Consider the following 26,644-nt stretch of genomic DNA (forward strand, 5'->3'; position numbering starts at 1 on the left):
AAGGAGTTCCGCCCTGACGGGCTCCACTAGCACGAGCCGGGCTCCGAGGGACAGTTGATCCCGTGGTCAAGGCGGCCCGGGGTCTCCTTTAGGCCACCAAACGGAAACATCCGTACCGCCGATCACTCCCTGCGCATAGAGTGCAACCACAACTACTTCTGAACGCGTTCAAGATTGCGGGCAGAAGGTCTGACGGGGAACGGAACCGGGGAGGGGACTGCCGATGGGCAGGGGGGTGAAGGTCGCCGTCATTGGCGGGGTGTTCGCCGTGATGGTGGGCGGTGCCGGGTACGGCGCCTACAACGTCGTGTCGGCGCTGGACGGTGACGGGGGCTCGGGGTCGTCGGAGGCCAAGAGCGGGCCGCCGAGCGGGGACGAGGTCGAGGAGACGACGGAGAAGTTCTTCACGGCCTGGGAGAAGGGCGACGCGACGACGGCGGCGTCCTACACGAACAACGCCTCGGTCGCCGGGACACTGCTGACGGCCTACGCCGACGAGGCGCACATCACCGGCGTCGAGATCACGCCGGGCACGCCGATCGCCACCGGCGTGCCGTTCACCGTGAAGGCGAAGGTGTCGTACGAGGGCACGACCAAGCCGCTGACGTACAAGAGCAAGCTGACGGTGGTGCGCGGGGAGACCAGTGGGCGGGCGCTGGTCGACTGGGAGCCGTCCGTCGTCCATCCGGATCTGAAGGACGGGGACACCCTGGTCACCGAGGAGTCGGCGACCCCGCAGATCCAGGCCGTCGGGCGGGACGGCGCCGTGCTGAGCAAGGAGAAATATCCCTCCCTCGGGCCGGTCATCGCCACCCTCCGGGAGCGGTACGGCTCGAAGGTGGGCGGCACCCCCGGCGTCGAACTCGCGGTCCGCCACACGGTCGGGGACGCCCCCGACGCCCCGCTGCTGACTCTGACCGAGGGCAAGCCCGGGAAGCTGAAGACGACGCTCAGCGCGAGCGTGCAGGCGGCGGCCGAGAAGGCGGTGAAGCGGTACGGCGAGTCCTCCGTGGTCGCCGTGAAGCCGAGCACCGGCGAAGTCCTGGCCGTGGCGAACAACCGCAAGGACGGCTTCAACGCGGCCTTCCAGGGGCGGGTCGCCCCCGGCTCCACCATGAAGATCATCACCGCGGCCATGCTCATCGACAACGGCGTGACCTCGATGAACGGCCCGGCGCCCTGCCCCGAGACAGCGACCTGGCAGAGCCAGACCTTCCACAACATCACCACCATGAAGCCCAACCTGAGCGCCACGCTCGCCAACACCTTCATGCGCTCCTGCAACACCGGCTTCATCAAACTCGTCGACGAGAAGCCGCTCACCGACTCCTCACTGACGCAGGAGGCCCAGGAGCGCTTCGGGCTCGGGCAGGACAACTGGCAGACCGGCATCGTCTCCTTCGACGGCAGCGTCCCCGCGTCCGGCGGCCCGGACCGCGCGGCCAACGCCATCGGGCAGGGCCAGGTCCAGATGAACCCGCTGAACATGGCCTCCGTGACGGCGACCGCCATCACCGGCGAGTTCCGCCAGCCCTACCTGGTCCCGTTCGACCTGGACGACCGGAAGCCGGCCACCGCCAAGGGGCTGCCGCAGGGCACCGTCGGCCAGCTCAAGCAGATGATGCGGCTCACCGCGACCCAGGGCACCGCCGCGGGCCCCATGTCCGGGCTCGGCGGCGACATGGGCGCCAAGACCGGGTCGGCGGAGGTCGACGGACAGACCACCTCCAACAGTTGGTTCACCGGCTTCCGGGGCGACATCGCGGCGGCGGCCATGACCGAGGAAGGCGGCCACGGCGGCGACGCGGCCGGGCCGATCGTCGTAGACGTGCTACGAGCCGGAGGCTGACGCAGACCGATCCTGAGACGCACCGACGGTGACAGTTGCCCCTACTGTGGTCGCCGTCGTTGGAAGCATCGGCAACGACGGCAAGGCAGAGGCCCCGGGAATCCGGGCGCCGCGGAGGAACTGGAACGGGACGCAGTGGGCAGCAGAAGGGCCGCCGCCGAGCGGCGCAGGACGAGACCCGCCGTGATCGGCAGTGTGGCCGCGGTCGTCGTGGCCGGCGCCGGCTTCGGCGCCTACGCGATGTACGGCGGCGAGTCCGGCGCCGAGGACACCGCCCGCACGAAGTCCGCGGCGGCCGGGGAGAAGGTGAAGTCGGGCCCCCTGACGGCGACGGAGGTCACCACCACGGCGCAGCGGTTCCTGACCGCCTGGCAGAAGGGCGACCTGGCCGCCGCTGCCGCCGCGACCGACGACGCGGAGGCCGCGAAGGCCCTGCTCACCGGTTACGCCAAGGACGCCCGCGTCAAGGACGCCACCTTCACCCCCGGCACCCCGGCCGGGGAGAAGGTCCCGTTCTCCGTGCAGGCCACCGTCGTCTACGACAAGGTGAGCGAGCCGCTGGCGTACGACAGCGCGCTGACCGTCGTCCGCCGGGCCGGCGACGGCGAGCCCCGCGTCGACTGGCACGCGGCCGTCGTCCACCCGGACCTGGCGGACGGCGACAAGCTGGTCACCGGGGAGGCCGGCGACCCGCCGGTCAAGGCGCTGGACCGGGACGGCGCGGAGATCACCGCCGCGAAGTACCCGTCCCTCGGCACCGTCCTGGACGGCCTGCGCGAGAAGTACGGCAAGAAGGCCGGCGGCACCCCGGGGATCGAGTTGCGCGTGGTGCGCGGCAAGTCGGCCGAGGACGCGAAGGGGGCCAAGGACTCCGAGTCCGGCGCCGCCTCCGACAAGACGCTGCTGGAGCTGCGCGAGGGCACGCCCGGCACGCTGAAGACGACCCTGGACCCGGACCTCCAGGCCGCCGCCGAGAAGCAGGTGGACGGCAAGAAGGGGGCGTCCGTGGTGCTGCTGCGCGCCTCCACCGGCGAGGTCCTCGCCGTCGCCAACGGCGGGCACGGCTTCAACACCGCCTTCCTGGGTTCGCTCGCCCCCGGCTCCACCATGAAGGTCATCACCGCCTCGATGCTGCTCGAGAAGGACCTGGCGTCCGTGAACGAGAAGCACCCGTGCCCCAAGTACTTCAGCTACGGCGGCTGGAAGTTCCACAACGACGACAAGTTCGAGATCAAGGACGGCACCTTCAAGGCGAGCTTCGCCCGCTCCTGCAACACCGCCTTCATCAGCCAGGCCCCCGAGCTGGCGGACGACGACCTGACCAGGCAGGCGAAGGAGGTCTTCGGCCTGTCGATGAACAACTGGTCGGTCGGCGTGTCCACCTTCGACGGCAGGGTGCCGGTCCAGAGCGACGCCCAGATGGCCGCCTCCCTCATCGGCCAGGGCGGCGTGCGGATGAACCCGCTGAACATGGCGTCGGTGTCGGCGACCGTGAAGTCGGGCAGCTTCCACCAGCCGTACCTGGTCGCCCCGTCGGTCGACGGGCGGGCGCTCGCCACGGCCTCGCGCACGATGTCGGGCGAGACGCTCGGCGCGCTGCGCGAGCTGATGGCCTACACGGCGGCGTACGGCACCGCCGTGGAGCCGATGGCCGGGCTGAGCGGCGACGTCGGTGCGAAGACCGGCTCGGCGGAGGTCGACGGCCAGAAGAAGCCCAACGGCTGGTTCACGGCGTACCGGGGCGACCTGGCCGCCGCGGGCGTCGTCCAGCAGGGCGGCCACGGCGGCGACAGCGCGGGCCCGATCGTCGCGGCGCTGCTGAAGGCAGGCGGCTGACGCCCCGGTCCCCGGCGTGCCCGGCGTGCGCGTGCGGCCGGTGGCTCAGTGGGCCACCGGCTGCGCGGCCGACTTGTAGGTGCGGCGCAGGAACCGGATGAGCGCCTTGTTCTCGAACTGGACCACCGAGCAGCCCTGCGGGGAGTGGAACTCGACCACGGCCTGCACCCGCCCGCACGGCCACACCCGCACCTCGCCGCTGCCGGCCGGCGCGCGCAGGCCCTGTTCCAGCAGAGCGCGGTCGAAGGTCCACTCACGGATGCCGGGCGCGCGGCCCCGCGCGGGCAGTCCGACGCACACCGATCGCGGGTCGTGGTCGGGGTCGTAGCGCAGTACGACGGGTATCGCTCCGCCGTCGTCCTGGTCGGGGAGGTCCGCGTCCGTCAGGATGTGGGCTCGTACGTACTGTTCGACTACGGACATCGGATCGCCCCTTACGCTGTGCCGCCTGTGCGCCTGTGCCGCCTGTGCGCCTGTGCCGCCTGAGCCACCTGTGCGAAAGCTGTGCGTCCACCCCTCTCCAATGTCCCATATTTTCGCAATGACACCTTCTCGGGGCGAGCCGTCCCACCTGTGAGACAACAAGCGATAACGAGTGCCTTGCTCTTGCGAGGGGTTCGCAACAAGCCTCTATCATCGAACGGTGCATGTACCTGACGGATTCATCAACGCCCCGACCTCCGCCGTGACCGGAGTCGTCGCCGCGGGCGCCATCGCGGTCAGCCTGCGCGGCGCGCGCCGCGAGCTGGACGAGCGGACGGCTCCCCTGGCGGGGCTGGTCGCGGCGTTCATCTTCGCGGTCCAGATGCTGAACTTCCCGGTCGCGGCCGGGACCAGCGGACATCTGCTCGGCGGCGCCCTCGCCGCCATCCTCGTGGGCCCCTACACCGGGGTCCTGTGTGTCTCCGTCGTCCTGCTCATGCAGGGCATCCTCTTCGCCGACGGCGGCCTGACCGCGCTCGGCGTGAACATCACCGACATGGCGATCGTCACCACGGTCGTCGCCTACGCCCTCTTCCGGGGCCTGGTGAAGGTCCTGCCGCGCACCCGCCGCTCGGTCACCGTGGCCTCCTTCGTCGCCGCGCTCGTCTCCGTCCCGGCCGCCGCCCTCGCCTTCACGCTCCTGTACTGGATCGGCGGCACCACCGACGTCTCCATAGGCAAGGTCGCCACCGCGATGATCGGCGTGCACGTGCTGATCGGCATCGGCGAGGCCGCGATCACCGCGCTGACCGTCGGCGCCGTCATCGCCGTACGCCCGGACCTGGTGTACGGGGCGCGCGGGCTCCAGCAGCGGCTCAAGCTGCGGGTGAACGGCGAACTGGTCGACGCCCCCGGCACCCCCGACGCCTCCGGCACCCCCGGCACCGAGCCGTCCCCGGCCGCCGCCCCCGCGCCCGTCGCCGCCCGCTCGCACCGCAAGGTGTGGATCACCGGCCTCGCCGCCTCCCTGGTCCTCGCCGGCTTCGTCAGCTTCTACGCCTCCGCCAACCCCGACGGCCTGGAGAAGGTCGCCTCCGACAAGGGCATCGACAAGAAGGCCGAGGAGCACGCGAACGCCGACTCCCCGCTCGCCGACTACGGCGTCGAGGACATCACCAACGCCCGCCTCTCCGGCGGCCTCGCGGGCGTGATCGGCGTCGGCGTCACCGTCGTCGCGGGCAGCACCGTGTTCTGGGCGGTGCGCAGGCGCCGCAGCGACGACGCCTCCCCGAGCAACACGGAAACGACCGTCTGACGTGGGCGCCGGCCACGCCCACAGGCTCTACCGGCACGGGCACTCCCCCGTGCACGGTCTGCCGCCGCACACCAAGCTCGCCGCGACCTTCGCCTTCGTGATCGTCGTGGTGTCGACGCCGCGCGAGGCGATGTGGGCCTTCGGGCTCTACGCGCTGCTGCTCGGCGCGGTGGCGTACGCGGCCCGCGTCCCGGCGTCCTTCCTGCTCAAGCGGCTGCTGATCGAGGTGCCGTTCGTCGCGTTCGCGGTGCTCATGCCGTTCGTGGCGGAGGGCGAGCGGGTCGACGTGCTCGGCATGTCCCTGAGCGTCAACGGCCTGTGGGGCGCCTGGAACGTCCTGGCCAAGGGCACCCTGGGCGTCGCCGCCTCCGTACTCCTGGCGTCCACGACCGAACTGCGCGCCCTGCTCCTGGGCCTCCAACGGCTGAAGCTGCCACCGCTGCTGGTGCAGATCGCGTCGTTCATGATCCGGTACGGCGACGTGATCGCGGACGAGATGCGCCGGATGCGGATCGCCCGGGAGTCCCGGGGCTTCGAGGCGAGCGGCGTACGGCACTGGGGGGTGCTCGCCAAGTCGGCCGGGGCGCTGTTCATCCGCTCCTACGAGCGCGGCGAACGCGTCCACCTGGCCATGGTCAGCCGCGGGTACGCCGGTTCGATGCCGGTCATCGACGAGGTGACCGCGTCCCGGGCGCAGTGGTCGTACGCGCTTGCCCTCCCGTGTGCGGCGCTGGTGGTCTGTCTGCTGGGATGGACGCTATGACAGCCAACCCGGCCTCCCTCGACGTCTCCGGCCTCGCCTTCGCCTACCCCGACGGGCATCAGGCCCTGTTCGGCGTGGACTTCTCCGTCGCGCGCGGCGAGCGGGTCGCGCTGCTCGGGCCGAACGGCGCGGGCAAGACGACCCTGGTCCTCCACCTCAACGGCATCCTGACCGGCGGCACCGGCACGGTCACGGTCGCCGGGCTGCCCGTGGACAGGCGGAACATGGCCGAGGTACGGCGCCGGGTCGGCATCGTCTTCCAGGATCCCGACGACCAGCTCTTCATGCCGACCGTGCGCGAGGACGTGGCGTTCGGACCGGCGGCGGCCGGGGTGAAGGGGGCGGAGCTGGAGGCCTGCGTCGACCGGGCGCTCACGCTGGTCGGCATGGCGGAGTTCAAGGACCGGCCCCCGCACCACCTCTCCTACGGCCAGCGGCGCCGGGTGGCGGTGGCGACCGTGCTCGCCATGGAGCCGGAGATCCTGGTCCTGGACGAGCCCTCCTCCAACCTCGACCCGGCCTCCCGCCGCGAACTCGCCGACATCCTGCGCGACCTGGACGTCACGGTCCTGATGGTCACCCACGACCTGCCCTACGCCCTGGAGCTGTGCCCCCGGGCCCTGATCCTCAGCGACGGCGTGATCGCGGCGGACGGCCCGACCGCCGGCCTGCTCTCCGACGAGGACCTGATGCGCGCCCACCGCCTGGAACTGCCCTTCGGCTTCGACCCGCGGGGGGCGTCAGCGAGCGGGTGAGGAATGGCGGGCGGTCGGTGGCGGTTGCAGCCACTGTTGCGGGCGGCCGGAAGGGGCGTACAGAGGTGAGCGTGGACGTGGACGTGCACGGCACAGTGGCCGAGGGCTTCGAGCCGGTGAGGGACGCGTTCGCACGGAACTTCACCGCGCTCGGCGAACGGGGCGCGGCCGTCGCCGTCTACCGGGACGGGCGCAAGGTCGTCGACCTGTGGGGCGGCACCCGGGATGTCGACGGCACGGGCGGGGCAGGCGGCACAGGCGGAGCAGAGGGAGCACACGGCGCAGACGGCACGGAACCGTGGCGCCGGGGCACCGCCCAGGTGGTCCGCTCGGCGACCAAGGGCGTCGCCGCCGCCGTACCGCTGCTGCTGCACCAGCGCGGGGAGCTGGACCTGGACGCACCGGTGGGCGAGTACTGGCCGGAGTTCAAGGCGCGCGGCAAGGAGCGGGTGCTGGTCCGGCACGTGCTGAACCACCGGGCCGGGCTGCCGGTCCTGGACCGTCCGCTCACCCCCGGGGAGGCCCTCGACCCGCTGCGTGGCCCCGCGGCCGTCGCCGCCCAGGCGCCCGTCTGGGAGCCGGGCACCGACCACGGCTACCACGCGCTGACGTACGGCTGGCTGCTCGACGAGCTGGTGCGCCGGGTGACGGGCGGACGGGGCGCCGGGGAGTGGATCGCGGACGAGATCGCCCGGCCGCTGGGCCTGGACCTGTGGGTGGGGCTGCCCGCGGCGGAGGAGGCGGCCGGCCGGGCCGGTCGCGTCGGACGCCTCGAGGACCCCGAGCCGTCGGGGCCGGCGAACGGCCCGCGCCTGCGCCCCAAGCGCGCGGTCACCGAGGCCTACGACAACCCGGACTCCCTCACCCGCCGCGCCTTCGCCGCGATCACGCCGTTCCCCGACCAGAACGACCCCGTGTACCGCGCCGCCGCCCTCCCCGCCGCCAACGGCATCGCCACGGCCGACGGGCTGGCCCGCTTCTACGCGGCGCTGATCGGCGACGTCGACGGCGTGACGCGGAGCGCACGGCTGTTCGACCCGGCGACCATGGAACGGGCCCGTGCCGAGGAATCCGCGGGGCCGGACCGGATCCTCGTCGTCGGCACCCGCTTCGGGCTCGGTTACATGCTGCACGGCAGCGCGTCCCCGTTCCTGGCCCCCGGCTCCTTCGGCCACCCGGGCCGCGGCGGCTCCCTCGGCTTCGCCGACCCGGAGGCCGGCGTCGCCCTCGGCTATGTCACCAACGGCTTCCGCAAGACCGTGACGGCGGACCCGCGGGCGCAGGCGCTGGTGCGGGCGGTACGGGCGTCACTCGGCCGGACCGGCCGCTCAGACGTTGACGGCCGCTCAGACGTTGATGGGGTGTGAGGTCCTCCCCGACGCCGCGTCGATCTCGTCGTGCGCCTTGGTGAGCAGCAGCATCGCCAGCTCGTTCAAGGCGCGTGCCCCCGCGACCTCCTCACCGACCCGTGGCTGCTGGGAGTCGATCCGGTGGCGGCTTGCGTGGCCGTGCGCGCGGACCTCGCTGCCGTCGGGGAGCCGCACCATCGCGGCCGCGCGCGTGTGCTGGTCGTCCTCCGTGAACTCCAGCTCGACATGCCATCCCACTGCGGTGTGCATCATGACGATCTACCTCCGGAACACCCGGAACACCTGCTTCCAGTCCTTCCAGAGTGCGCCTCGCGGCCGCCGTACGCACCATCCCGGCACGACGGCTCCGGGCTCGACGGCTCTGGGCGCGACGGCTCGCGGCTCGACGGCTCCCGGCTATCCCGTGTGCAGCATCAGCCCGATCCCGACGACCAGGAGGCCGGCCGCCGCGATCCGGGGCGCGCCGAACCGTTCCTTGAAGAAGAGGGCTCCTATCGCGGCGCCGACCAGGATGGAGGACTCGCGCAGGGCGGCGATGGGTGCGAGTTCGGCGCGGGTCTGCGCCCACAGGACCAGCGCGTACGCGGTGACGGACAGCACCGCGCCGCACAGTCCGAGGCCGGCGTGCGGCCGCAGCAGCGCCCAGGCCGTCCCGGCGCGGTGGCGGTACAGGAAGTACGCCGGGAGGACCGTCCCCTGCACCGCCATCAGCCAGGCGATGTAGCCGAGGGAGGACCCGGAGGCGCGTACGCCGAGGCCGTCGACGACCGTGTACGCCGCGATGGTCACCCCGGTGGCCAGGGCGGCGCCGATAGCGGACCAGTCGGGACGGCGCCCGCGCAGCCCCCACAGGGCGACGCCGGTCAGTCCCGCGCAGGACACCAGGATGCCCCCGGTGGCCCAGCCGTCCGGCACCTCGTTCGCGAACACGGCGGCCAGGACGGTGACCAGCAGCGGCGCGCTGCCGCGGGCGATCGGGTAGGCCTGGCCGAAGTCGCCCAGCCGGAAGGAGCGCATCAGCAGGGCGTAGTAGGCGACGTGGATGACGGCGGACACCAGGAGGTACGGCCATGCCCCGGCCGCCGGGAACGCCGTGAACGGCAGCAGCGCGAGCCCGATGAGCATCCCGCCGCCCGAGATCAGCGCGAACCCGGTCAGCTTGTCGGTGATCCGGTGGGCGATGGCGTTCCAACTGGCGTGGGTGACCGCCGCGAGCAGGACGGCGGCGGTGACCAGGGGTGTCACGCGGAGCGCTCGCGCACGTCCACGAGGGTGGCGCCGGCGGTGGCGACGAGGTCCTTGGGCTCCATCGGGAAGACGGCGTACGGGGTGCCGGCGGCGGCCCAGACGACCTCGTGGGCGAGCAGGGACCGGTCGGCGAGCACCCGGGTCCTGCTCCGGTGCCCGAAGGGCGGCACCCCGCCGATCGCGTAGCCGGTCGTCTCCCGTACGACGTCGGCCTTGGCCCGTGTGACCTTCCCGGCGCCGAGTTCCTCCCGGACCCGGTCCAGGTCGACGCGGGAGGCGCCGTCCATGAGGACGAGTACGGGCACTCCGTCGGCCGCGAAGATCAGCGACTTGCAGATCTGGCTCAGCTCGCACCCGATCGCGGCGGCGGCCTCGGCGGCGGTGCGCGTGGCCTCGGGGAAACGGCGGGCCTGTCCGGCCAGGTCACCGAGCCCGAGTTCGCTCAGGGCCGCGGCGAAACGGGGATGGGCGGCGGAGGATCCGGGGGCGTCGTCGGTGGCGTCGTCGGTCGTCGTCATGGAGGGCACGGTAGCGGTACGTGTAGCGCGCATGCGACCGGGTGACGGTTCCCCCCGCGCACAGGAAAGCCGGTGAGGGCAGCCCCGTCCCCACGGAGCCCTCACCGGCTGGTCTGTTGTCCTCCTGTCAGGGGCGGTGTGTCAGGCGCGGTGCGTCAGGCGCGCACCAGCTCGCGGTCCTCGTCGGGATCCGCGTCGGGGTCCGCGCCCCGCTCGTCGGCCGTGCGCAGCCCCTCGCCCTCGACGTCCACGTTGGGCAGGGCGCGGTCCAGCCACTTCGGCAGCCACCACGCCCGCTTGCCGAGCAGGGCCAGGACCGCCGGGACGATGGCCATGCGGACGACGAACGCGTCGAAGAAGACGGCGATGGCGAGGCCGAAGCCGATCATCTTGACCATCGACTCGCTGGAGCCGATGAAGCCCGCGAAGACCGCCATCATGATCACCGCGGCGGCCGTGACGACCCGCGCGCCGTGCTTGAAGCCGGTGACGATCGCCTGGTGGGGCGTCTCGCCGTGGACGTAGGCCTCCCGCATGCGGGTGACCAGGAAGACCTCGTAGTCCATGGCCAGGCCGAAGACCACGCCGACCATGAAGATCGGCATCATCGACATGACCGGGCCGGTCTCCTCGACGCCCATCAGGCCGGACAGCCAGCCCCACTGGAAGACCGCGACGACCGCGCCGAGGGCCGCCATGACGGAGAGCAGGAAGCCGAGGGCCGCCTTCAGCGGGACCAGGATCGAGCGGAAGACCACGATCAGGAGGAGGAAGGCCAGGCCGACGACCAGGACCAGGTACGGCACCAGCGCGTCGTTCAACTTCTCGCTGACGTCGATGTTCATCGCCGTCGAGCCGGTCACCAGGGTCTGCGCGCCCGAGTCCGCCTGGATGTCGCCGCCCGCGTCGCGGATGGCGTGCACCAGGTCCTCGGTCTGTACGGAGGACGGCTTGGAGTCCGGGATCACGGTGATCGTCGCGGTGTCGCCGCCCTTGTTGGGCGCGGGCGGGGTCACCGCGACGACGCCGTCGAGGCTCTCGATCTCGTCGGAGACGTCGGTGAAGGCGTCCTTCGGGGCGTCGCTGCCCTTGGCGTCCACCACGACCATCAGGGGGCCGTTGAAGCCGGGCCCGAAGCCGTCCGACAGCAGGTCGTAGGCGCGGCGCTGGGTCGTGGACGTCGGCTGGGAGCCGTCGTCGGGCAGGCCCAGTTCCAGCGAGGCCGCGGGGATCGCGGCGGCGCCGAGGCCGATGACGCCCAGGAGGAGGACGGCGAGGGGGCGGCGGACGACGAAGCTCGCCCAGCGGGTGCCCAGGTTGGCCTTGGGCTGCCCCTGCGGCTTCCCGTGTGCCTCCGGCGTCCCCTGTCCGTCCGTCTTCTCGGTGCCCCTGCGGGAGCGGCCCAGCAGCTTGCCCTTCGCGCCGGCGGGCTTGACCCTGCGGCCGGCGTAGCCGAGCAGTGCGGGGATCATCGTCAGGGCGATCAGGACCGCGATGGCGACGGTGCCGGCCGCCGCGATGCCCATCTTGGTGAGCATCGGGATGTTGACGACCGCGAGGCCCACCAGGGCGATGACGACCGTGAGGCCGGCGAAGACGACGGCGGAGCCCGCGGTGCCGACCGCCCGTCCGGCGGCTTCTTCGCGCTCACGCCCCTCGGCGAGTTCGGCGCGGTAGCGGGAGACGATGAACAGGGCGTAGTCGATGCCGACCGCGAGGCCGATCATCATCGCCAGGATCGAGGTGGTCGAGCCCAGCTCGAGTGCGCTGGCCAACGCGGTGATCGAGGAGACGCCGATACCCACGCCGATCAGGGCGGTGAGCAGGGGCAGTCCGGCCGCGACCAGTGATCCGAAGGTGATGACGAGGACGACGGCGGCGACCGCGATGCCGATGACCTCGGTGGCGCCGGTCTCCGGGACGGCCTGGAGCGCGTCACCGCCCACCTCGACGGTCAGCCCGGCGTCGCGCGCCTGCTGGGCGGCCTCCTCCAGGGCGTCCTTGGTGGACTCCTCCAGCTCCATGCCGGAGACGTCGTACTTCACCGACGCGTAGGCGATCGTGCCGTTCTCGCTGACGGCGTCGCCCGTGTAGGGGTCGGCGACCGAGGCGACCTCGGAGCCGTCCGCGAGCTCGTCGACGGTCTTCTCGACGGTCGCCTTGTTCCCGGCGTCCGTCATCTTCTCGCCGGACGGTGCCTTGAAGACGACGCGTGCGGTCGCCCCGTCGGCGCTCTGGCCGGGGAAGCGCTGTTCCAGCAGGTCGAAGGCCTTCTGGGCCTCCGTGCCGGGGATGGAGAAGGAGGAGTTGCCGGCGGGCGGGGCGCTGGCCGCGCCGACGCCGGCGAGCGTCAGCAGGGCCACCCAGATCAGGGCGACGAAATGCCGTCGGCGAAAGGCGAGCCGGCCGAGTTTGTAGAGGAACGTGGCCACGGGGGCGTACTCCCGGTCAGGTCGTGGGAACTTCGGGGCAGGGGTGATCGGCCCGACGACGTGAGCGGTTACGTCAGGTGGGGCTCAGGTGGGGTTCAGCTACAGGGACGTGTCAGTGGGTGGAGACGCCGAGTGCGGGGAGGATCACGGCGTCGATGTAGGACGTGAGGAAGGCCCGGGTCGGGGGCTGGTCGTCCAGCAGCGTGCGGGTGGCGAAGCCGCCGACCATCATGTGGACGAGGAAGTCCAGAGCCGGACAGTCCGGTCTGATCTCGTCGCGGTCGACGGCGCGTTGCAGTACCCGCCGGAACTCGGCCATCTCGGGTTCGATGAGCTGCTCCCGGAACGCCTGTCGCAGGTCCGGGTGCTGGTGGAGGGCCATGGCGACGCCGCGCATCAGCGCGGAGTTCTGCTCCATGGTGCAGTCGTCCTCGCGGGCCATCAGTGCGTGCAGGTCGCCGCGGAGCGAGCCGGTGTCGACGTCGCCGATCTCGCCGGGCTTGTTGTGCCGCATGGCCTTGACGACCAGCTCGGCCTTGCCGCCCCACTGGCGGTAGAGCGTTGCCTTGCTGGACCGGGTCCGAGCCGCCACGGCGTCCATGGTCAGGGCGTCGTACCCGACTTCCCGGAGCAGGTCGAGCACGGCCTCGTACAGCTCGGCCTCGCGCTCGGGAGTGATGCGGCTGCGACGCGCGGTGGTTGCCCCGGTCATCTCGCTCACTCCTCTCCCACTCCAGTCCACTCTGCCAGAACGACACCGTTTCGTACATGACGAATATACCCCGGTCCACTAGCGAAACGAAACGGTTTCGTACGTGTCGTGGGTCACGGTTGTCGGTAACGCATAAGTTGCCGGGGTCCGAGCCCCGGCAAAGCATGGGGCGGGTGAGTTATCTGCGCCTTCCGCACCTCAGTGGCGACCGGCTGTGCTTCGTTGCCGAGGACGACCTCTGGCTCGCCTCCCTCGACGGTCCGGGCCGGGCCTGGCGGCTCACCGTCGACCGCACCAAGGCCGGCCATCCGCGCTTCTCCCCCGACGGCCGCCACATCGCGTACACCAGTTGGCGCAGTCTGGTGCCGGAGGTCCACCTCGTGCCGGTGGACGGCGGCCCCGGCCGGCAGCTCACCCACTGGGGCGGCTTCGACACCCGGGTCTGCGGCTGGTCGCCCCCCGATGCCGACGGCACCACCGCCGTCCTCGCAGTCGCCTCGCACGGCGAGCCCTTCTCGCACCTCACCTGGGCCTACAAGGTCACCCCCGACGGCGACCCCGGCCGCAAGCTGCCCTGGGGGCCGGTCACCGACATCCAGGCCGCCGACTTCGAAGGGGAGCGCAGGACCCTCCTCCTCACCGGCACCCCGCCGCACGAACCCGCCGCCTGGAAGCGCTACCGGGGCGGCGCCACGGGCCGGCTCTGGCTGCACGGCGAGCGGCTCCTGCCCGACCTCGGCGGGCACCTCGCCGCCCCCATGTTCGTCGGCGACCGGATCGCCTTCCTCTCCGACCACGAGGGCGTGGGCAACCTCTACTCCTGCGCCCACGACGGCTCCGGCCTGCGCCGCCACACCGACCACGACGCCTGTTACGCCCGCAACGCCGCGAGCGACGGCACCCGGGTGGTGTACCAGTGCGCGGGTGACCTGTGGCTCGTCGACGACCTCGCGCCCGGTTCGGTGCCGCGCCGGCTGGACGTGCGGCTGAGCGGTCCGCGCGCGGGACGGCGTACGTACCAGGTGCCCGCCGCCCAGCACGTGGGCGGCATCTCGGTCGACGAGACCGGCCGCGCGAGCGGCGTCGTCGTACGCGGCAGCCTGTACTGGCTCACCCACCGCGACGGCCCGGCCCGCACCCTCGCCGACACCCCGGGCGTCCGCGTGCGGCTGCCGGAGATGCTCGGGGCCGGCGGGCGGATCGCGTACGTGACGGACGCGGAGGGCGAGGACGCCGTCGAGATCTCCCACCTGCCCCGGGCGACCGGGGGCCGCGCGGCCCGGCGGCTGGCCTCCGGACGCCTCGGCCGGGTCCTGGAGCTGGTCTCGGACCCGGCGGGCGAGCGACTCGCCGTCGCCTCGCACGACGGCCGACTGCTGATCCTCGACGTGACGGAGGAGGACACGGAGGTCGCGCTGACGTTGGATGCGGGGGATGCGGGGGATGCGGGAGGTGCGGGGGGCGGGGAGGACGCGGAGGACGCGGAGGACGCGGAGGATTCGCCGAACCCGGGGAGCGCGGGGAGCGCGGGAGACACGGAGGAATCCCCGAACCCGGGCACCGCGGGAGGCACGGGAGGCACGGAGGGTTCGCAAGACGCCGGGGGTGCACAGGGCATGGAGGGCCTACGAGGCGCGCTGGCCACGGGGAGTACGGAGGACGCGCCGGGCGCGGGGAACCCAGCGAGGGCGGGGAGCCCAGCGGGCACAGGGAACCCAGCGGGCGCGGGGAACCCAGCGGGCGCGGGGAACCCAGCGGGCGCGGGGAACCCAGCGGGCGCGGGGAACCCGGCAGGCGCGGGGAACCCGGCAGGCGCGGGGAACCCGGCAGGCGCGGGGAACCCAGCGGGGGCGCCGAGCCCGGCGAGGGCGGCGTCCCCGTCGGACAGCGGCGCGGCGGGGGCCGGCGCGGCCGACGGCGGCGGATCCGAAACGGACGGCCCGCGCGACGGCGCCGCCCCCGGACCGGCCTCGCGCCGCAGCGCCAGGGCCGACCCGGACGGCGCCCCGGACGACGCCGCGGACGACGCCCCGGACAGCGTCGGCGCGACGAGTGGCGCCGGCGACTCCGGTACCGCCGCCAAAGGCACCGTCACCGAGCTGATCCGGTCGGTCAACGGGCCCGTGCGCGACCTCGCCTTCTCCCCCGACGGGACCTGGCTCACCTGGTCGCACCCCGGCATCGGGCGTTCCCTGCGGCAGATCAAGATGGCCCGGATCGACGGACCGGAGGGCACGCTGGTCGTCGACGTCACCAACGGCCGCTTCGAGGACGAGAACCCGGTGTTCACCCGGGACGGCCGCTACCTCGCCTTCCTGTCCTGGCGCGGTTTCGACCCGGTGTACGACGTGCACACCGGCGACCTGTCCTTCCCGCTGGGCTGCCGCCCCTACCTCGTGCCGCTGTCCTCCGCGACCCCCTCCCCCTTCGCGCTCAACCCCGAGGGCCGCCCCGCGGCCGGCGGCCTGGACCCGCTGGAGGACGAGCCCGGCGAGGGCGGCGCGGTGACCGTCGAGGTGGAGGGGCTGGAGTCCCGGGTGACGCCGTTCCCGGTCACCGCCTCCAAGTACTCGGCCCTGTGCCCGGTCGCGGGCGGCGGCCTGGTCTGGCTGCGCTGGCCGATCTCGGGCGCGCTCGGCGAGACCTTCGCCAACCCGGCGGACCCGAGCGAGCGGCCCACGCTGGAGCACTTCAATCTCGCCAAGGCGAAGAAGTCCGAACTCGTCGACCACCTGGACTGGTTCCGGGTCAGCGGTGACGGCAGCCGGCTGGTCGTGCTCGACGAGGGCGACCTGCGCGCCGTACCGGCGACGGAGGTCGGCGACGGCGACTCGACCACCTGGATCGACCTGCGGCGCATCCTGCACGCGGTCGACCCGGCCGCCGAGTGGCGCCAGGCGTACGACGAGGCGGGCCGCCTGATCCGCGCCTACTTCTGGGACCCCGGCATGTGCGGCATCGACTGGGACGCGGTACTGGACCAGTACCGCCCGCTGCTCGAACGCGTCGCCACCCCCGACGAGTTCGCCGACCTGCTGCGCGAGGTGCTCGGCGAACTCGGCACCTCGCACGCCTACGTCGCCGCCGCCCGGCGCAACGAGGGCCCGGCGCACTACCAGCGCTGGCAGGGTCTCCTCGGCGCCAACTTCGCCTGCCGGGACGGACGATGGCTGGTCGGGCGCATCCTGCCCGGCGACTCCTCCGACTCGAAGGCGCGTTCCCCGCTGGCCGGCACGGGCATCCGCGACGGGGCCGTACTGACCCACGTCGACGGCCGCCCGGTCGATCCGGTGCTGGGCCCGTCTCCGCTGCTGGCGGGCGCGGGCGGTACGACGGTGGAGCTGACCTTCGCGCCGTGCGCGCCGTGCGAGGGCGGCCCGGGACCGTCCCGCAGGGTCGCCGTCGTACCCCTCGTGGACGAACGGCCGCTCCGCTACCAGGACTGGGTGGCCAAACGCCGCGAGGTCGTACGGGAGTTGAGCGGCGGACGCTGCGGCTACCTGCACATCCCCGACATGGGCGGCTCCGGCTGGGCGCAGTTCAACCGCGACCTGCGCATGGAGGTGTCCCGGCCCGCGCTCATCGTGGACGTGCGCGGCAACGCGGGCGGGCACATCAGCGAACTCGTCGTCGAGACGCTGACCCGCTCCATCCTGGGCTGGGACCTCACCCGCGACGCCCAGCCGGTGTCGTACGCCGCCAACGCGCCGCGCGGCCCGGTCGTCGCGGTCGCCGACGAGGCGACGTCCTCCGACGGCGACATGATCACGGCCGCGTTCAAGCTGCTGCGCCTCGGCCCGGTGGTCGGGCAGCGCACCTGGGGCGGCGTGGTCGGCATGACCGGCCGGCACCGGCTCGGCGACGGCACGGTGATCACGGTGCCGATGAACGCGGCCTGGTTCGACGCGTACGGCTGGTCCGTCGAGAACTACGGCGTCGCCCCCGACGTCGAGGCGCTGCGCACCCCGCTCGACTGGGCCGAGGGCCGCTACCCGGTGCTGGACGAGGCGGTCCGGCTGGCGCTGGAGCTGCTGGAGACCAACCCGCCCGCCACACCGCCCGGTTACGACGCCGTACCGGACCGGTCGCGTCCGCCACTGCCGCCCCGGACATGAGAGCCGAAGCACACGAAGCGCACGAAACACACGAAGCATGAGAAAGGGCACCCTCCGTACGAACGGAGGGCGCCCCTTCAGTGCTTCAGCGGCGGTGCGTCACGCGTCGAAGCTGTCCTCGAAGCGCTCGTCCGCGTCCCGGCGGCGCGACGAGGACGGGTCCCGCTCGTCCGCCTCCCGACGACGCGAGGACGGGTCGGCCTCGTCCTCGTCGCGACGGCGGTCGCGGTTCTGGAACTGGTCCTTGGCCTGCTCGGCACGCTGCTTGCCCTGCTGCTGCATGCGCTCGGCCTTGTCCTGGAACTGGTCCTTCATACCCATGTGGGTTCACTCCTGTGGTGATCGGGCCCGACCGGATCGGCCGGGCTCGATCAGATTCACATGAGCCGTGACCGTGCGCATGTCGATCACTTACGGACCGTAGTCGTGCTGGTCCGGCCCTGTTCGTCGGCCGCTCCGCCGGCGCCGACCAGGCCGATGCGCAGGCCCTCGAGCCGGTCTCCGAAGCGCCGCATCTCGCGCTGCCCGACGGTGCCGATGACGGCCGGCAGATACCCGCGTACGCCCTGCATGCCGCGCAGCCACCACTGCCCGTAGACGTGGGCGGAGCGGCGCTCGACGCCCTCCACGAGCCGGTCGACCGCCGGGCCCAGCGGATACGTCTTGTTGGACGGCCAGGGCAGCCGCTGCCGCAGTTCGCGCATGACGTCGTCCTGGTCGGCGCCGCGCACCATGTCGGTGTCGGTCCACGACAGATAGCCCACGCCGACCTTCACGCCGCGGTGGCCGACCTCGCCGCGCAGGCTGTGCGCGTACGCCTCGACGCCGGACTTGGAGGCGCAGTAGGCGGTCATCATCGGCGCGGGGGTGATGGCGGCCAGCGACGCGATCTGGAGCAGGTAGCCGCGGCTCTCCAGCAGCGCCGGCAGGAAGGCGCGGGCGGTCACCGCCGACCCGATCAGGTTGACCTCGATCACCCGCCGCCAGGACTCGGGGTCGGAGTCGGCGAAGGGGCCACCGCTGGCGACGCCCGCGTTGGCGACGACGATGTCGATCCGGCCGAAGCGCTCCTTGACCTCGGCCGCCACCCGGGCCATCGCCTCGTGGTCGGTGACGTCGGCGTGCCAGTGCTCGCTCTCGCTGTGCAACCGGGCGGAGACCTGCTTGAGTTCGTCCGGCTCCAGGCCGACCAGCGCCACCTTCACCCCGCGCGCGGACAGCTTGCGGGCGAGCAGTTCCCCCACGCCCCGCGCCGCTCCGGTGACGACGGCGACCCGCCCTTCCAGGCTCACCCTGCTCATGCGCTCTCCTCGGCGTGTACGGCACGTGCGCTGCGTTCGCTGCGTTCGCTGGGTATGTAGGTGTGGGCGAGGGCCCGTATCTTCCCGGTGACCAGCTCCGGCGCCTCCACCGGCGTCATGTGCCCAAGGCCCGGGAGCTCCGTCAGGCCGACGCAGTGGGGCAGTTCGGCGGCGAGCGAGCGGGCGTGCACGGGCGGGGTCAGCCGGTCCGCCGTACCGACCACGACCTCCACCGGCATCCGCAACTCCCGTACGCCGTGGTCGAGGTCGAGCAGGTCGAGCACGTGCGACCAGCCGCGGCGCACCCGGCGCGGGCAGGCGTGCACGATCCGGGCGCAGGCCTCGACCATGTGCGGGCCGGAACCGGCGCCCATCGTCCCGTACTTGAGGATGCGGCGCGCGAGGGGCGTGACCGGTCCGAGGGGTGCCCGGGAGCCGAGGATCCGCCGGGTCAGCCAGGTGCGTACCCGGCCCTCCCCGAGCGGCACCACGGTGGCGGACGCGACGAGCCGCGAACTGCCCGTGCTGCACAGCAGTACGGCCGCCACATGCTCGAGCACCGCGGGCCGGGCCGCCGCGGCCATCAGGGTCATCCCGCCCATGGAGTGCCCGGCGAACACGGCCCGTTCGCCCGGCGCGAGCGTGGCCGCGAGGACGGCTTCGAGGTCGTCGGCGAGCGGCTCGGTGCCGTACGCCGGGTTGGCCGGGCTGCGGCCGTGGCCGCGCTGGTCGTAGGCGACGATCCGGTGATCGGTGGCCAGTTCGCGGATCTGCGCCGCCCAGAAGGCGGTGGAGCAGCACCAGCCGTGCGAGAGGACGACCGCGGGCGCGTTCTCGGGGCCGTGCACCTCGACGTGGATGCGAGCGCCGTCGGCGGCGGTGACGGTCAGCTCGTGGGCGGGGACGGGCGGGGCGTACGGCCCGTCGGCGACGTGCAGCAGGCGGCTCACGCGCTCACCTCGGCGCTCGTGTCGGCGGCGTTGGTGCCGGCGTTCGCGTCGGCGGCGTTCGCCGGGGCGGGCACCGGGGCGGGGGCCGGGCGCAGCACCTCGTACTCCGCGAGGTCCACGCGCCGCGTCGCGCGCCGGAACTCGGCGGTGGTGCCGGGCCAGACGGTGGTGTTGCGGCCGGCCGCGTCCAGGTACCAACTGGTGCAGCCGCCGGTGTTCCACACCGTGCGCTTCATACGTTCCTGCACCCGGTGGTTCCAGTTGCGCACGGCGGCCGGGCGGGCGTCCAGGGCGGTGCGCCCACCGAGGACGTTCAACTGGCGCAGGTAGTCCGCCATGTAGTTCAACTGGGACTCGATCATCAGGATCATGGACGAGTTCCCGAGGCCGGTGTTGGGCCCGATGACCGTCATGAAGTTCGGGAAGCCGGCCGCCGAGCCGCCCCGCAGCGCCTCCATGCCGCCCTTCCACGCCTCGGCGAGGGTCCGCCCGTCCGCGCCCACGACGCGCTCGGCGATGGGCATGTCGGTGACGTGGAAACCGGTGCCGAAGATGATCGCGTCGGCCTCGGCCTCGGTGCCGTCGGCGGCGACGAGCGTCGAACCGCGCACCTCGCAGAGCCCGCTTGCGACGACGTCCACATTGGGCCTGGCGAGCGCCGGATAGTAGGTGCTCGACAGCAGGATCCGCTTGCAGCCGATGCGGTAGTCGGGGGTGAGCTTGGCACGCAGGGCCGGGTCCTTGATCGCGGCGCCCATGTTGCGCTTGGCGATCTGCTCGACGAAGCCCAGTTCGTCGGGGTGCTTGGTGAACGCCTGCACCTGAAGCTCCCGGATGCCCCAGAGCACCCCGCGACGCAGCTTGGTGGTGACGGGCAGCGCCCGGTGCAGGGCGCGTTCGGCGCCGCTGATCGCCCGGTCCATGCGGGGCATCACCCAGGCCGGGGTGCGCTGGAAGAGGGTGAGGCGACCGGCCTTGGGCTGCACGGCCGGCACGATCTGGATCGCGGAGGCGCCGGTGCCGATCACGGCGACGCGCTTGCCGGTGAGGTCCTGGTCGTGGTCCCAGCGGGCCGAGTGGAAGACCTTGCCGGGGAAGGAGTCGAGCCCCGGGATGTCCGGGACCTTGGGGTCGGACAGCGGCCCGGTCGCGGACACGACGACGTCGGCGGTGAGGCTGCCGCTCACGGTCTCGATCTCCCACCGCAGCCGCTCGGTGTCCCACGCCATCCGCTTCACCTCCGAGTCGAAGCGGAGGTGGGGGCGCAGCCCGAAGGTGTCGGTCACGTGCTCCAGGTAGGCGCGGATGTGCTCCTGCCCGGAGAAGGTGCGCGGCCACTCGGGGTTGGGCGCGAAGGAGAAGGAGTACAGGTGGGACGGCACGTCGCAGGCGCAGCCGGGGTAGCTGTTGTCCCGCCATGTGCCGCCCACGCTCCCGGCCCGCTCCAGGACGACGAAGTCGGTGATCCCCTCGCGGCGCAGCCGCACGGCGGCCCCGAGGCCGCCGAAGCCGGACCCGATCACCGCCACCCGTACGTGTTCGTGAACCTGCTCGTGCTCGGCCATCCCGGAGCCTCCACGCTTGCCTGGACCATCTGGACCCGTCTGGAACCATGCCAGTGAACACTGGCGTGATTGGGAGAGTAGAGCAGCTCCGTACTCATGGGTAGGGGTCGGACGGACGAAAGTTACCGCCGGTACGACTTAAGGTCGGTCACGTGACCGAGAAGCGCGAATACCGCATGGAGGAACTGGCCCGGCTGGCCGGCATCACGGTGCGCACCCTGCGCTTCTACCGCGAACGCAAACTGATCCCGCCACCCCGCCGCGAGGGCCGCATCGCCTGGTACGACGACCACCACCTGGCCCGCCTGCGCACCATCGCCGCCCTCCTGGAACGCGGCCACACCCTGAGCGGCATCGCGGAACTGGCCGACGCCTTCGACCACGGCCGCGACGTCGGCGACCTGCTCGGCCTCGGCGAACCCACCGAGGAGACCCCGGTCCGCCTCACCCCCGAGGAACTCGCCGCCCGCTTCGAGGGCGAGGTCACCCCCGAGAACCTGGCCGCCGCGATGGACCTCGGCTACCTGGGCACCGACGGCGACGAACTCGTCCACATCAGCCACCGCCTGCTGGAGGTCTCCTCCGCCCTGGTCCGTGAGGGCATCCCGCTCGGCGAGGTCCTCCGGGCCGGCGCCCGCGTCCGCGAACACGCCGACGCCCTCGCCGACCTCTTCGCCGACCTGATCCGGCGCCACGCCTCCGAACAGGAACTCCACCGCCTGCGCCCGCTGGCCCGCAGCGTGGTGGAGGCGGAACTTTCGCTGGCGTTGGACCGGCGGATGCGGAAGGGGGCGGACTCCGCCTGATCCGTTCACCCCATCGGGCTATTTCTCGAAGAACCGCGGGCGAAAGTCAGTTCCTGCTCTGACAGTGAGATCGAAAGGCCCCGGCGGCTGTGCGACCAGCCCCGGGGTACGGCCGACCCTGTCAAGGAGCGTCGACATGTCCGAGCGTAGTCCCCTGCCTCCTCCGCCTCCTAGCCGACCAGCGCGAGCGCTCGGCGCGGTGCGCCTCAGCAACGTCACCCGTGTGACCACGTCGCCCGGCAGGCAACGGGCCGCGATCCAATCGTGCGCTGAACACCTGGGCTTGACGCTCATCGCAGAAGCCGCGGACCTCGGAGTTTCTGCACGCAAGTCGTCTCCGTTCGAGAGGCCGTCCCTTGCCCCCTGGCTCCAGCGCTCCGCCGAATACGACGCCATCGTGTGGTCACACGTGGATCGAGCCGTACGGTCCGTCGTCCACATGTCCCAACTGATCGAGTGGGGGCAGCAACACACAACGACGCTCGTCTTCGGGCTGCCCGAAGAAGAACAACCACTCGTCGTCCCACCACTGGCCGGCAGCGAGGTCATCCTTCGCTGCATGGGGCTCGCCCACGCAGCCGAGCAGGAGGCCCGTACCATCTCCGCTCGGCTCACCAGTGCCCACGAAGCGCTGCGCGCGACTGGCCGATACGGCGGTGGCCTGGTTCCCTTCGGGTACAAGAAGACGCCCCACCCCTCTGGCGTCGGCTGGTGTCTCGCTCCTGATCCGGAGACCGCCGAGGTCGTCCGCACAGTTGTGAACGGCGTACATTCAGGGCTCTCTCTGGTCGCCCTGGCGCGCACACTCGAGGACGCGGGAATTCCAGTGCCACGAGATCGACATGCCCAGCTCCAAGGGCGTCCGACGGGTGGCAGGCGCCACGGACGCGACTTCGAGCGATTCCGGTGGACAGGCGGCAGCCTGTCCAAAATCCTCCGCACCCCCGCGCTGATGGGTCATCGGGTCCACAAAGGAGAGTCAGTCCGTGCTCCTGACGGCTCACCCGTGCTGATCGGGCTTCCGCTCCTCACCGAGAAGGAGTTTCACGCTCTGCAACAGGTCCTCGATGCCCGCTCGACCGGGCCTCACCCCAGACGCCGCGAGACCTCTCTGTTGATCGGAATCGCTCACTGCGCCGGGTGTCGTGGCCGCATGTACTTCGCCACGAGAAAGGCCTACGCATACGGCGACTACGTGTGCCGCGCCTCGGCACGCGGCACAACCTGCACCGCTCCTGCCGCCATCCGCGCCAGTTGGCTGGACGAGTACGCCATCAGCCGTTACCGGGAGGTGCACGCCACGGCGGGTGAGGTTACCCGCGAGCAGTTCCTCAAACACGGAGTTCGCGTAACCGTAGCCAAGGGCCGGTCCGGCGGTGGGCCAGAACGGCTGGCCGGACCGGACACTTCACGGCTGACGTTCACCATCGCGGGGTTGCCTTCCACCTGATCGGCCACGGCCACGACACAGGCGGGGCATGCCGAAACCGGCGCGTCCCGCTCTGTTCTCCTCAGAGGTCGAAGACCGACGTCACCGGAGCGTGATCCGACCAGCGGTCCTGATGGCTGGCAGCCCGCTCCACATATGTTTTGACTGCGCGTCGGGCGAGCCCGGGAGTCGCCACGGCGAGGTCGATCCTCCATCCGGCATCGTTCTCAAAGGCCCGCCCCCGGTACGACCACCACGAGTACGGACCCTCGGCGTCCGGGTGCAGGGCGCGCACGACGTCCACGTAGCCGCCGTCCACCGGGTCGAGGACGCGGCTCAGCCACGCGCGCTCCTCCGGCAGGAACCCGGAGTTCTTCTTGTTGGCCCGCCAGTTCTTCAGGTCGGCCTCGCGGTGGGCGATGTTCCAGTCGCCGCAGACGACGACCTCGCGCCCGTCGGCGGCGGCGCGCTCGCGCAGCCCCTTCAGGTACGCGAGGAACTCGCCCATGAAGCGGACCTTCTCGTCCTGGCGCTCGGTGCCGACCTCGCCGGAGGGCAGGTAGAGGGAGGCGACCGTCACACCGGGCAGGTCGGCCTCGACGTAGCGGCCGCCGGTGTCGAACTCCGTGGAGCCGAAGCCGACCTGGACCCGGTCGGGTTCGCGGCGGGTGTAGAGGGAGACGCCGGCGCGGCCCTTGGCGGCGGCGGGGGCGTGCGTCACGTGCCAGCCGTCGGGCGTGCGGACGTGTTCCGGCAGTTGGTGGGGCTCGGCCCGCACCTCCTGGAGGCAGAGCACGTCGGCGGGGGTGTCGGCGAGCCACTCCACGAAGCCCTTCTTCGCGGCGGCGCGCAGACCGTTCACATTCACGGAGGTCACGGTGAGCACCAGGGCACGATACCGGCACACTGGATGTCGTCCCGCTCCGCATGACACATTACGCATCAATATACGGTAGGAAGCATGAACATACGCCGGGTCCCCTTCGACCACCCCGACGCCGTGAAGCTCAACAACGAGGTCCAGGCCGAGTACGACGTCCGCTACGGCGACGGCGGCGACGCCACGTACCTGGACCCGGCGCACTTCGCGCCGCCCGGCGGCCTGTACCTGATCGCGTACGACGAGAACGACGTCCCGGTCGCCTCGGGCGGCTGGCGCGGCCAGGACGCCAACGACGAGGGCAATCTCGACGGGGACGCGGAGCTCAAGCGGATGTTCGTGATCGAGCAGGTGCGCGGGCGCGGGCTGGCCCGCCGCATTCTGGCCGCCCTGGAGGAGGACGCCCGTGCGGCGGGCCGGACCCGGATGGTGCTGGAGACCGGCACCAGACAGCCGGAGGCGGTGGCGCTGTACACCTCGAGCGGCTACGAGCCGTGCGGGAAGTTCGGCTACTACCGCTTCCACGAGGACAGCCTCTGCTACGCGAAGGCTCTCCAGGTCCCGTTCTCGTAGTAGGGCGCCCGCCCTGTCGTCAGGCCGTGCCACCCGTCCTGCGGCGGCGCGAAACGACGAACAGGACGCCGCCCGCGGCGAGCGCGACGGCCGCGCCGGCCGAGACGAGCAGCGTCGTGGCGCCGGTGGAGGCCAGCAGGCCGTCCTCGCCGCCCTGGGGCGACTGGCCGCCGGTCGTGCCGCCGGTGGTCCCGGCGGTGGAGGTGCCGCCGGTGGTGCCTCCGGTCGTGTCCGAGCCGCCGGCCGTACCCGTGCCGCCCGTGGTCTGCGAGCCGCCGGTGCCGGTACCGCCCGTGGAGTCCGAGCCGCCGGTGGTGCCGCCCGTGTCGCCCGGCGTCTCCTCGTCACCCGTGCCGTTCAGCACGATCCAGCCGGTGTCGTTGGACGGGTCACCCTCCCAGGGGTCGTCGTACTCCGGCAGAGCGATCTTGCCCTTGGCGCCCTCGACGACCTTGTCGATGCGCAGCTTGAAGGGGAAGGAGCGCTCGTCGTCCTCCAGGAAGGGGGTGTCGGCGAAGCAGCGGTACTCGGACGAGCTCTCGCCGTTCAGGGGGCGGCAGGGACTCTCGACGACGCTGGCACCCTCGGGGATCTGCACGGTGAAGCCGAGCGGCTCGCCGCCCGCGCGCAGCGATCCGATCCACGCGGGCCCGTGATTGCTCAGGCCGACGTCGACGGTGACGGTCTCGCCCTGCTCGCCCGCGACGCGCGCGCCGGTGAGGTCGAGGTCGTAGGAGTTCTGCGTGGCCAGGTCGATCTCGGCGTACTTGGAGTAGTCGTCCACCTGACCGCTCTCGACCGGCTCGAGCGTGAGCGTCCTGCCGGAGCCCTGCCGGTAGTCGGCGCCCGCCCGCAGCGCGCCGACCTCCTTGGCGCCGACCGCGTCGAAGCCGTAGCTGAAGATGTCGCCGAGCGCGAAGTCCGCGGTCTTCACCTTGATCGGCTCGCTCAGCTTGTAGGCCAGGCCCGGCCAGAAGTCGCCCTCGAAGGTGCACAGGGCGACCTTGCGGTAGCGGATCAGGTTGTCCTTGTTCTCCTCCGCGTACGAGCAGTTGTCGTACGAATCGGGGAAGGAGAGGCCGCGTGTGCCGGCGAAGCGGAGTACGACGCCGTCGGCGGACATGCTGCCGGTGTTGCGGAAGCCGAGCGGGGCGTTGTAGGTGTCGCCCGCCCTGAAGCCCTCGGGTTCGGCGGGGAGCTTCTTCTTCAGCAGCTCCGGGCCGCCGACGAGCACGTCGACGGTGTGCGTGTTGAACTCCAGGCCCTCGCCCTCGCCGGTCACCTCGATCTTGCCGTAGTCACCGGCCCCGGCGGAGTCCAGCAGGTCGAGCCGGACACGCCAGGACGGGTTGTACATGGCGCCGGGGTAGAGGCTGCTCTCCGCGCAGACCGCGACGAGGCCGTCCACGTCGCACGACTGCGGCAGGCGGACCTTGGCGAAGCCCTTCAGCGCGGTGGCGTCGATGGTGACCTGGTAGCCGCTGTTGGGGATCGGCTCCGGCTCCGTGTCGCTGTCCGGGTCGTACTCCCCCGGGCCGGTGAGCCCGAGTCGGATCTGTGGCTCCCCGGGTTCGCCCTCGGCCCCGTCGAGCGCCAGGTCCACCTTGTCCGGACCGGTGATCGTGACGGGCAGCGGTGCCTGACCGTCCGCCGCGTGGGCGGCGCCGGCCAGTCCTCCCGCGGCGAGCCCGGCGGCGGCCACCCCGGCCAGAGCCGCACGCGCCCATGGCGAGCGCAGGGAGCTAGGTCTCATGGTGTCTCTTCCGTTCCCAGACGACAAGAAAGGTGCTGTGCACAGGTGACC

General features: G+C 72.0%; 22 protein-coding genes. 10 read left to right on the plus strand and 12 right to left on the minus strand.

Annotation, left to right across the window (positions count from 1 at the left end; all coding sequences use genetic code 11):
• Nucleotides 1-223 precede the first annotated feature (223 nt).
• On the plus strand, nucleotides 224-1,849 hold the full coding sequence (locus tag KUM40_RS06155; protein ID WP_217163674.1) for a penicillin-binding transpeptidase domain-containing protein: 1,626 nt from the start codon (nucleotides 224-226) through the stop codon (nucleotides 1,847-1,849).
• A gap of 183 nt (nucleotides 1,850-2,032) precedes the next feature.
• Nucleotides 2,033-3,685, plus strand: coding sequence for a penicillin-binding transpeptidase domain-containing protein (locus KUM40_RS06160; protein ID WP_217163676.1), 1,653 nt, complete (start codon nucleotides 2,033-2,035; stop codon nucleotides 3,683-3,685).
• 45 nt (nucleotides 3,686-3,730) lie between these two features.
• Here KUM40_RS06160 and KUM40_RS06165 read toward each other — a convergent pair whose 3' ends face one another.
• Nucleotides 3,731-4,108 (minus strand): SsgA family sporulation/cell division regulator, encoded by a 378-nt coding sequence (locus KUM40_RS06165; RefSeq protein WP_217163678.1) that lies wholly within the window; start codon nucleotides 4,106-4,108, stop codon nucleotides 3,731-3,733.
• A gap of 220 nt (nucleotides 4,109-4,328) precedes the next feature.
• On the opposite strand from KUM40_RS06165, the gene KUM40_RS06170 reads away from it, so the two are divergent.
• From KUM40_RS06170 to KUM40_RS06185, 4 genes are all read left to right on the plus strand, one after another.
• The gene (locus tag KUM40_RS06170) at nucleotides 4,329-5,423 is read left to right on the plus strand and encodes an energy-coupling factor ABC transporter permease (RefSeq protein WP_217163680.1); all 1,095 of its coding nucleotides are present in this window, start codon (nucleotides 4,329-4,331) and stop codon (nucleotides 5,421-5,423) included.
• A 1-nt stretch (nucleotide 5,424) separates the two neighbouring features.
• Complete coding sequence (gene cbiQ / locus KUM40_RS06175) at nucleotides 5,425-6,186, plus strand: cobalt ECF transporter T component CbiQ (protein ID WP_217163683.1); 762 nt, start codon at nucleotides 5,425-5,427, stop codon at nucleotides 6,184-6,186.
• A complete protein-coding gene (locus KUM40_RS06180) occupies nucleotides 6,183-6,941 on the plus strand; it encodes an energy-coupling factor ABC transporter ATP-binding protein (protein WP_217163685.1) in 759 nt (252 codons plus the stop codon). The genes cbiQ and KUM40_RS06180 overlap by 4 nt, the downstream gene beginning before the upstream one ends.
• A 77-nt stretch (nucleotides 6,942-7,018) precedes the next feature.
• Complete coding sequence (locus KUM40_RS06185; RefSeq protein WP_217163741.1) at nucleotides 7,019-8,308, plus strand: serine hydrolase domain-containing protein; 1,290 nt, start codon at nucleotides 7,019-7,021, stop codon at nucleotides 8,306-8,308.
• Here KUM40_RS06185 and KUM40_RS06190 read toward each other — a convergent pair.
• The 5 genes from KUM40_RS06190 to KUM40_RS06210 form a co-directional block, all read right to left on the minus strand.
• On the minus strand, nucleotides 8,288-8,563 hold the full coding sequence (locus tag KUM40_RS06190; RefSeq protein ID WP_217163687.1) for a DUF1876 domain-containing protein: 276 nt from the start codon (nucleotides 8,561-8,563) through the stop codon (nucleotides 8,288-8,290). The two genes, KUM40_RS06185 and KUM40_RS06190, sit on opposite strands and share 21 nt — an antisense overlap.
• Nucleotides 8,564-8,707: 144 nt before the next feature.
• Nucleotides 8,708-9,556 (minus strand): DMT family transporter, encoded by an 849-nt coding sequence (locus KUM40_RS06195; RefSeq protein WP_217163689.1) that lies wholly within the window; start codon nucleotides 9,554-9,556, stop codon nucleotides 8,708-8,710.
• Nucleotides 9,553-10,077, minus strand: a complete 525-nt coding sequence (locus tag KUM40_RS06200; protein ID WP_217163691.1) for a YbaK/EbsC family protein — start codon at nucleotides 10,075-10,077, stop codon at nucleotides 9,553-9,555. Before KUM40_RS06200 ends, KUM40_RS06195 begins: the two co-directional genes overlap by 4 nt.
• Before the next feature lie 155 nt (nucleotides 10,078-10,232).
• The gene (locus KUM40_RS06205) at nucleotides 10,233-12,509 is read right to left on the minus strand and encodes an MMPL family transporter (RefSeq protein WP_217163693.1); all 2,277 of its coding nucleotides are present in this window, start codon (nucleotides 12,507-12,509) and stop codon (nucleotides 10,233-10,235) included.
• A gap of 112 nt (nucleotides 12,510-12,621) precedes the next feature.
• Nucleotides 12,622-13,221, minus strand: a complete 600-nt coding sequence (locus KUM40_RS06210) for a TetR/AcrR family transcriptional regulator (RefSeq protein WP_217163695.1) — start codon at nucleotides 13,219-13,221, stop codon at nucleotides 12,622-12,624.
• Nucleotides 13,222-13,385: 164 nt separating this feature from the next.
• Here KUM40_RS06210 and KUM40_RS41045 point away from each other — a divergent pair, with 164 nt between their 5' ends.
• Nucleotides 13,386-17,336 carry a S41 family peptidase gene (locus KUM40_RS41045; protein ID WP_254394649.1) on the plus strand — a complete coding sequence of 1,317 codons (3,951 nt, stop codon included), beginning with the start codon at nucleotides 13,386-13,388 and terminating at the stop codon, nucleotides 17,334-17,336.
• Between the two features lie 99 nt (nucleotides 17,337-17,435).
• Here the strand turns inward: KUM40_RS41045 and KUM40_RS06225 are convergent, their stop codons facing one another.
• The 4 genes from KUM40_RS06225 to KUM40_RS06240 form a co-directional block, all read right to left on the minus strand.
• On the minus strand, nucleotides 17,436-17,657 hold the full coding sequence (locus tag KUM40_RS06225; protein ID WP_217163697.1) for a hypothetical protein: 222 nt from the start codon (nucleotides 17,655-17,657) through the stop codon (nucleotides 17,436-17,438).
• Between the two features lie 86 nt (nucleotides 17,658-17,743).
• Nucleotides 17,744-18,637 carry an SDR family oxidoreductase gene (locus tag KUM40_RS06230; protein WP_217163699.1) on the minus strand — a complete coding sequence of 298 codons (894 nt, stop codon included), beginning with the start codon at nucleotides 18,635-18,637 and terminating at the stop codon, nucleotides 17,744-17,746.
• Nucleotides 18,634-19,587, minus strand: a complete 954-nt coding sequence (locus KUM40_RS06235) for an alpha/beta fold hydrolase (protein ID WP_217163700.1) — start codon at nucleotides 19,585-19,587, stop codon at nucleotides 18,634-18,636. The genes KUM40_RS06230 and KUM40_RS06235 overlap by 4 nt, the downstream gene beginning before the upstream one ends.
• The gene (locus KUM40_RS06240) at nucleotides 19,584-21,152 is read right to left on the minus strand and encodes an NAD(P)/FAD-dependent oxidoreductase (protein ID WP_217163701.1); all 1,569 of its coding nucleotides are present in this window, start codon (nucleotides 21,150-21,152) and stop codon (nucleotides 19,584-19,586) included. Before KUM40_RS06240 ends, KUM40_RS06235 begins: the two co-directional genes overlap by 4 nt.
• Nucleotides 21,153-21,304: 152 nt before the next feature.
• On the opposite strand from KUM40_RS06240, the gene KUM40_RS06245 reads away from it, so the two are divergent.
• Together KUM40_RS06245 and KUM40_RS06250 are read left to right on the plus strand one after the other, a co-directional pair.
• The gene (locus KUM40_RS06245; RefSeq protein WP_217163702.1) at nucleotides 21,305-21,958 is read left to right on the plus strand and encodes a MerR family transcriptional regulator; all 654 of its coding nucleotides are present in this window, start codon (nucleotides 21,305-21,307) and stop codon (nucleotides 21,956-21,958) included.
• Nucleotides 21,959-22,094: 136 nt separating this feature from the next.
• On the plus strand, nucleotides 22,095-23,408 hold the full coding sequence (locus KUM40_RS06250) for a recombinase family protein (protein ID WP_217163704.1): 1,314 nt from the start codon (nucleotides 22,095-22,097) through the stop codon (nucleotides 23,406-23,408).
• A gap of 61 nt (nucleotides 23,409-23,469) precedes the next feature.
• Here KUM40_RS06250 and KUM40_RS06255 read toward each other — a convergent pair whose 3' ends face one another.
• On the minus strand, nucleotides 23,470-24,294 hold the full coding sequence (locus KUM40_RS06255) for an exodeoxyribonuclease III (protein ID WP_217163706.1): 825 nt from the start codon (nucleotides 24,292-24,294) through the stop codon (nucleotides 23,470-23,472).
• A 54-nt stretch (nucleotides 24,295-24,348) separates the two neighbouring features.
• On the opposite strand from KUM40_RS06255, the gene KUM40_RS06260 reads away from it, so the two are divergent.
• Nucleotides 24,349-24,840: a GNAT family N-acetyltransferase gene (locus KUM40_RS06260; protein WP_217163708.1), complete on the plus strand. Its 492-nt coding sequence runs from the start codon at nucleotides 24,349-24,351 to the stop codon at nucleotides 24,838-24,840.
• A gap of 19 nt (nucleotides 24,841-24,859) precedes the next feature.
• Here the strand turns inward: KUM40_RS06260 and KUM40_RS06265 are convergent, their stop codons facing one another.
• A complete protein-coding gene (locus KUM40_RS06265; RefSeq protein ID WP_217163709.1) occupies nucleotides 24,860-26,593 on the minus strand; it encodes a hypothetical protein in 1,734 nt (577 codons plus the stop codon).
• Nucleotides 26,594-26,644 lie beyond the last annotated feature (51 nt).

This window comes from Streptomyces sp. AC512_CC834 (assembly GCF_019049325.1).
GTDB lineage: Bacteria > Actinomycetota > Actinomycetes > Streptomycetales > Streptomycetaceae > Streptomyces.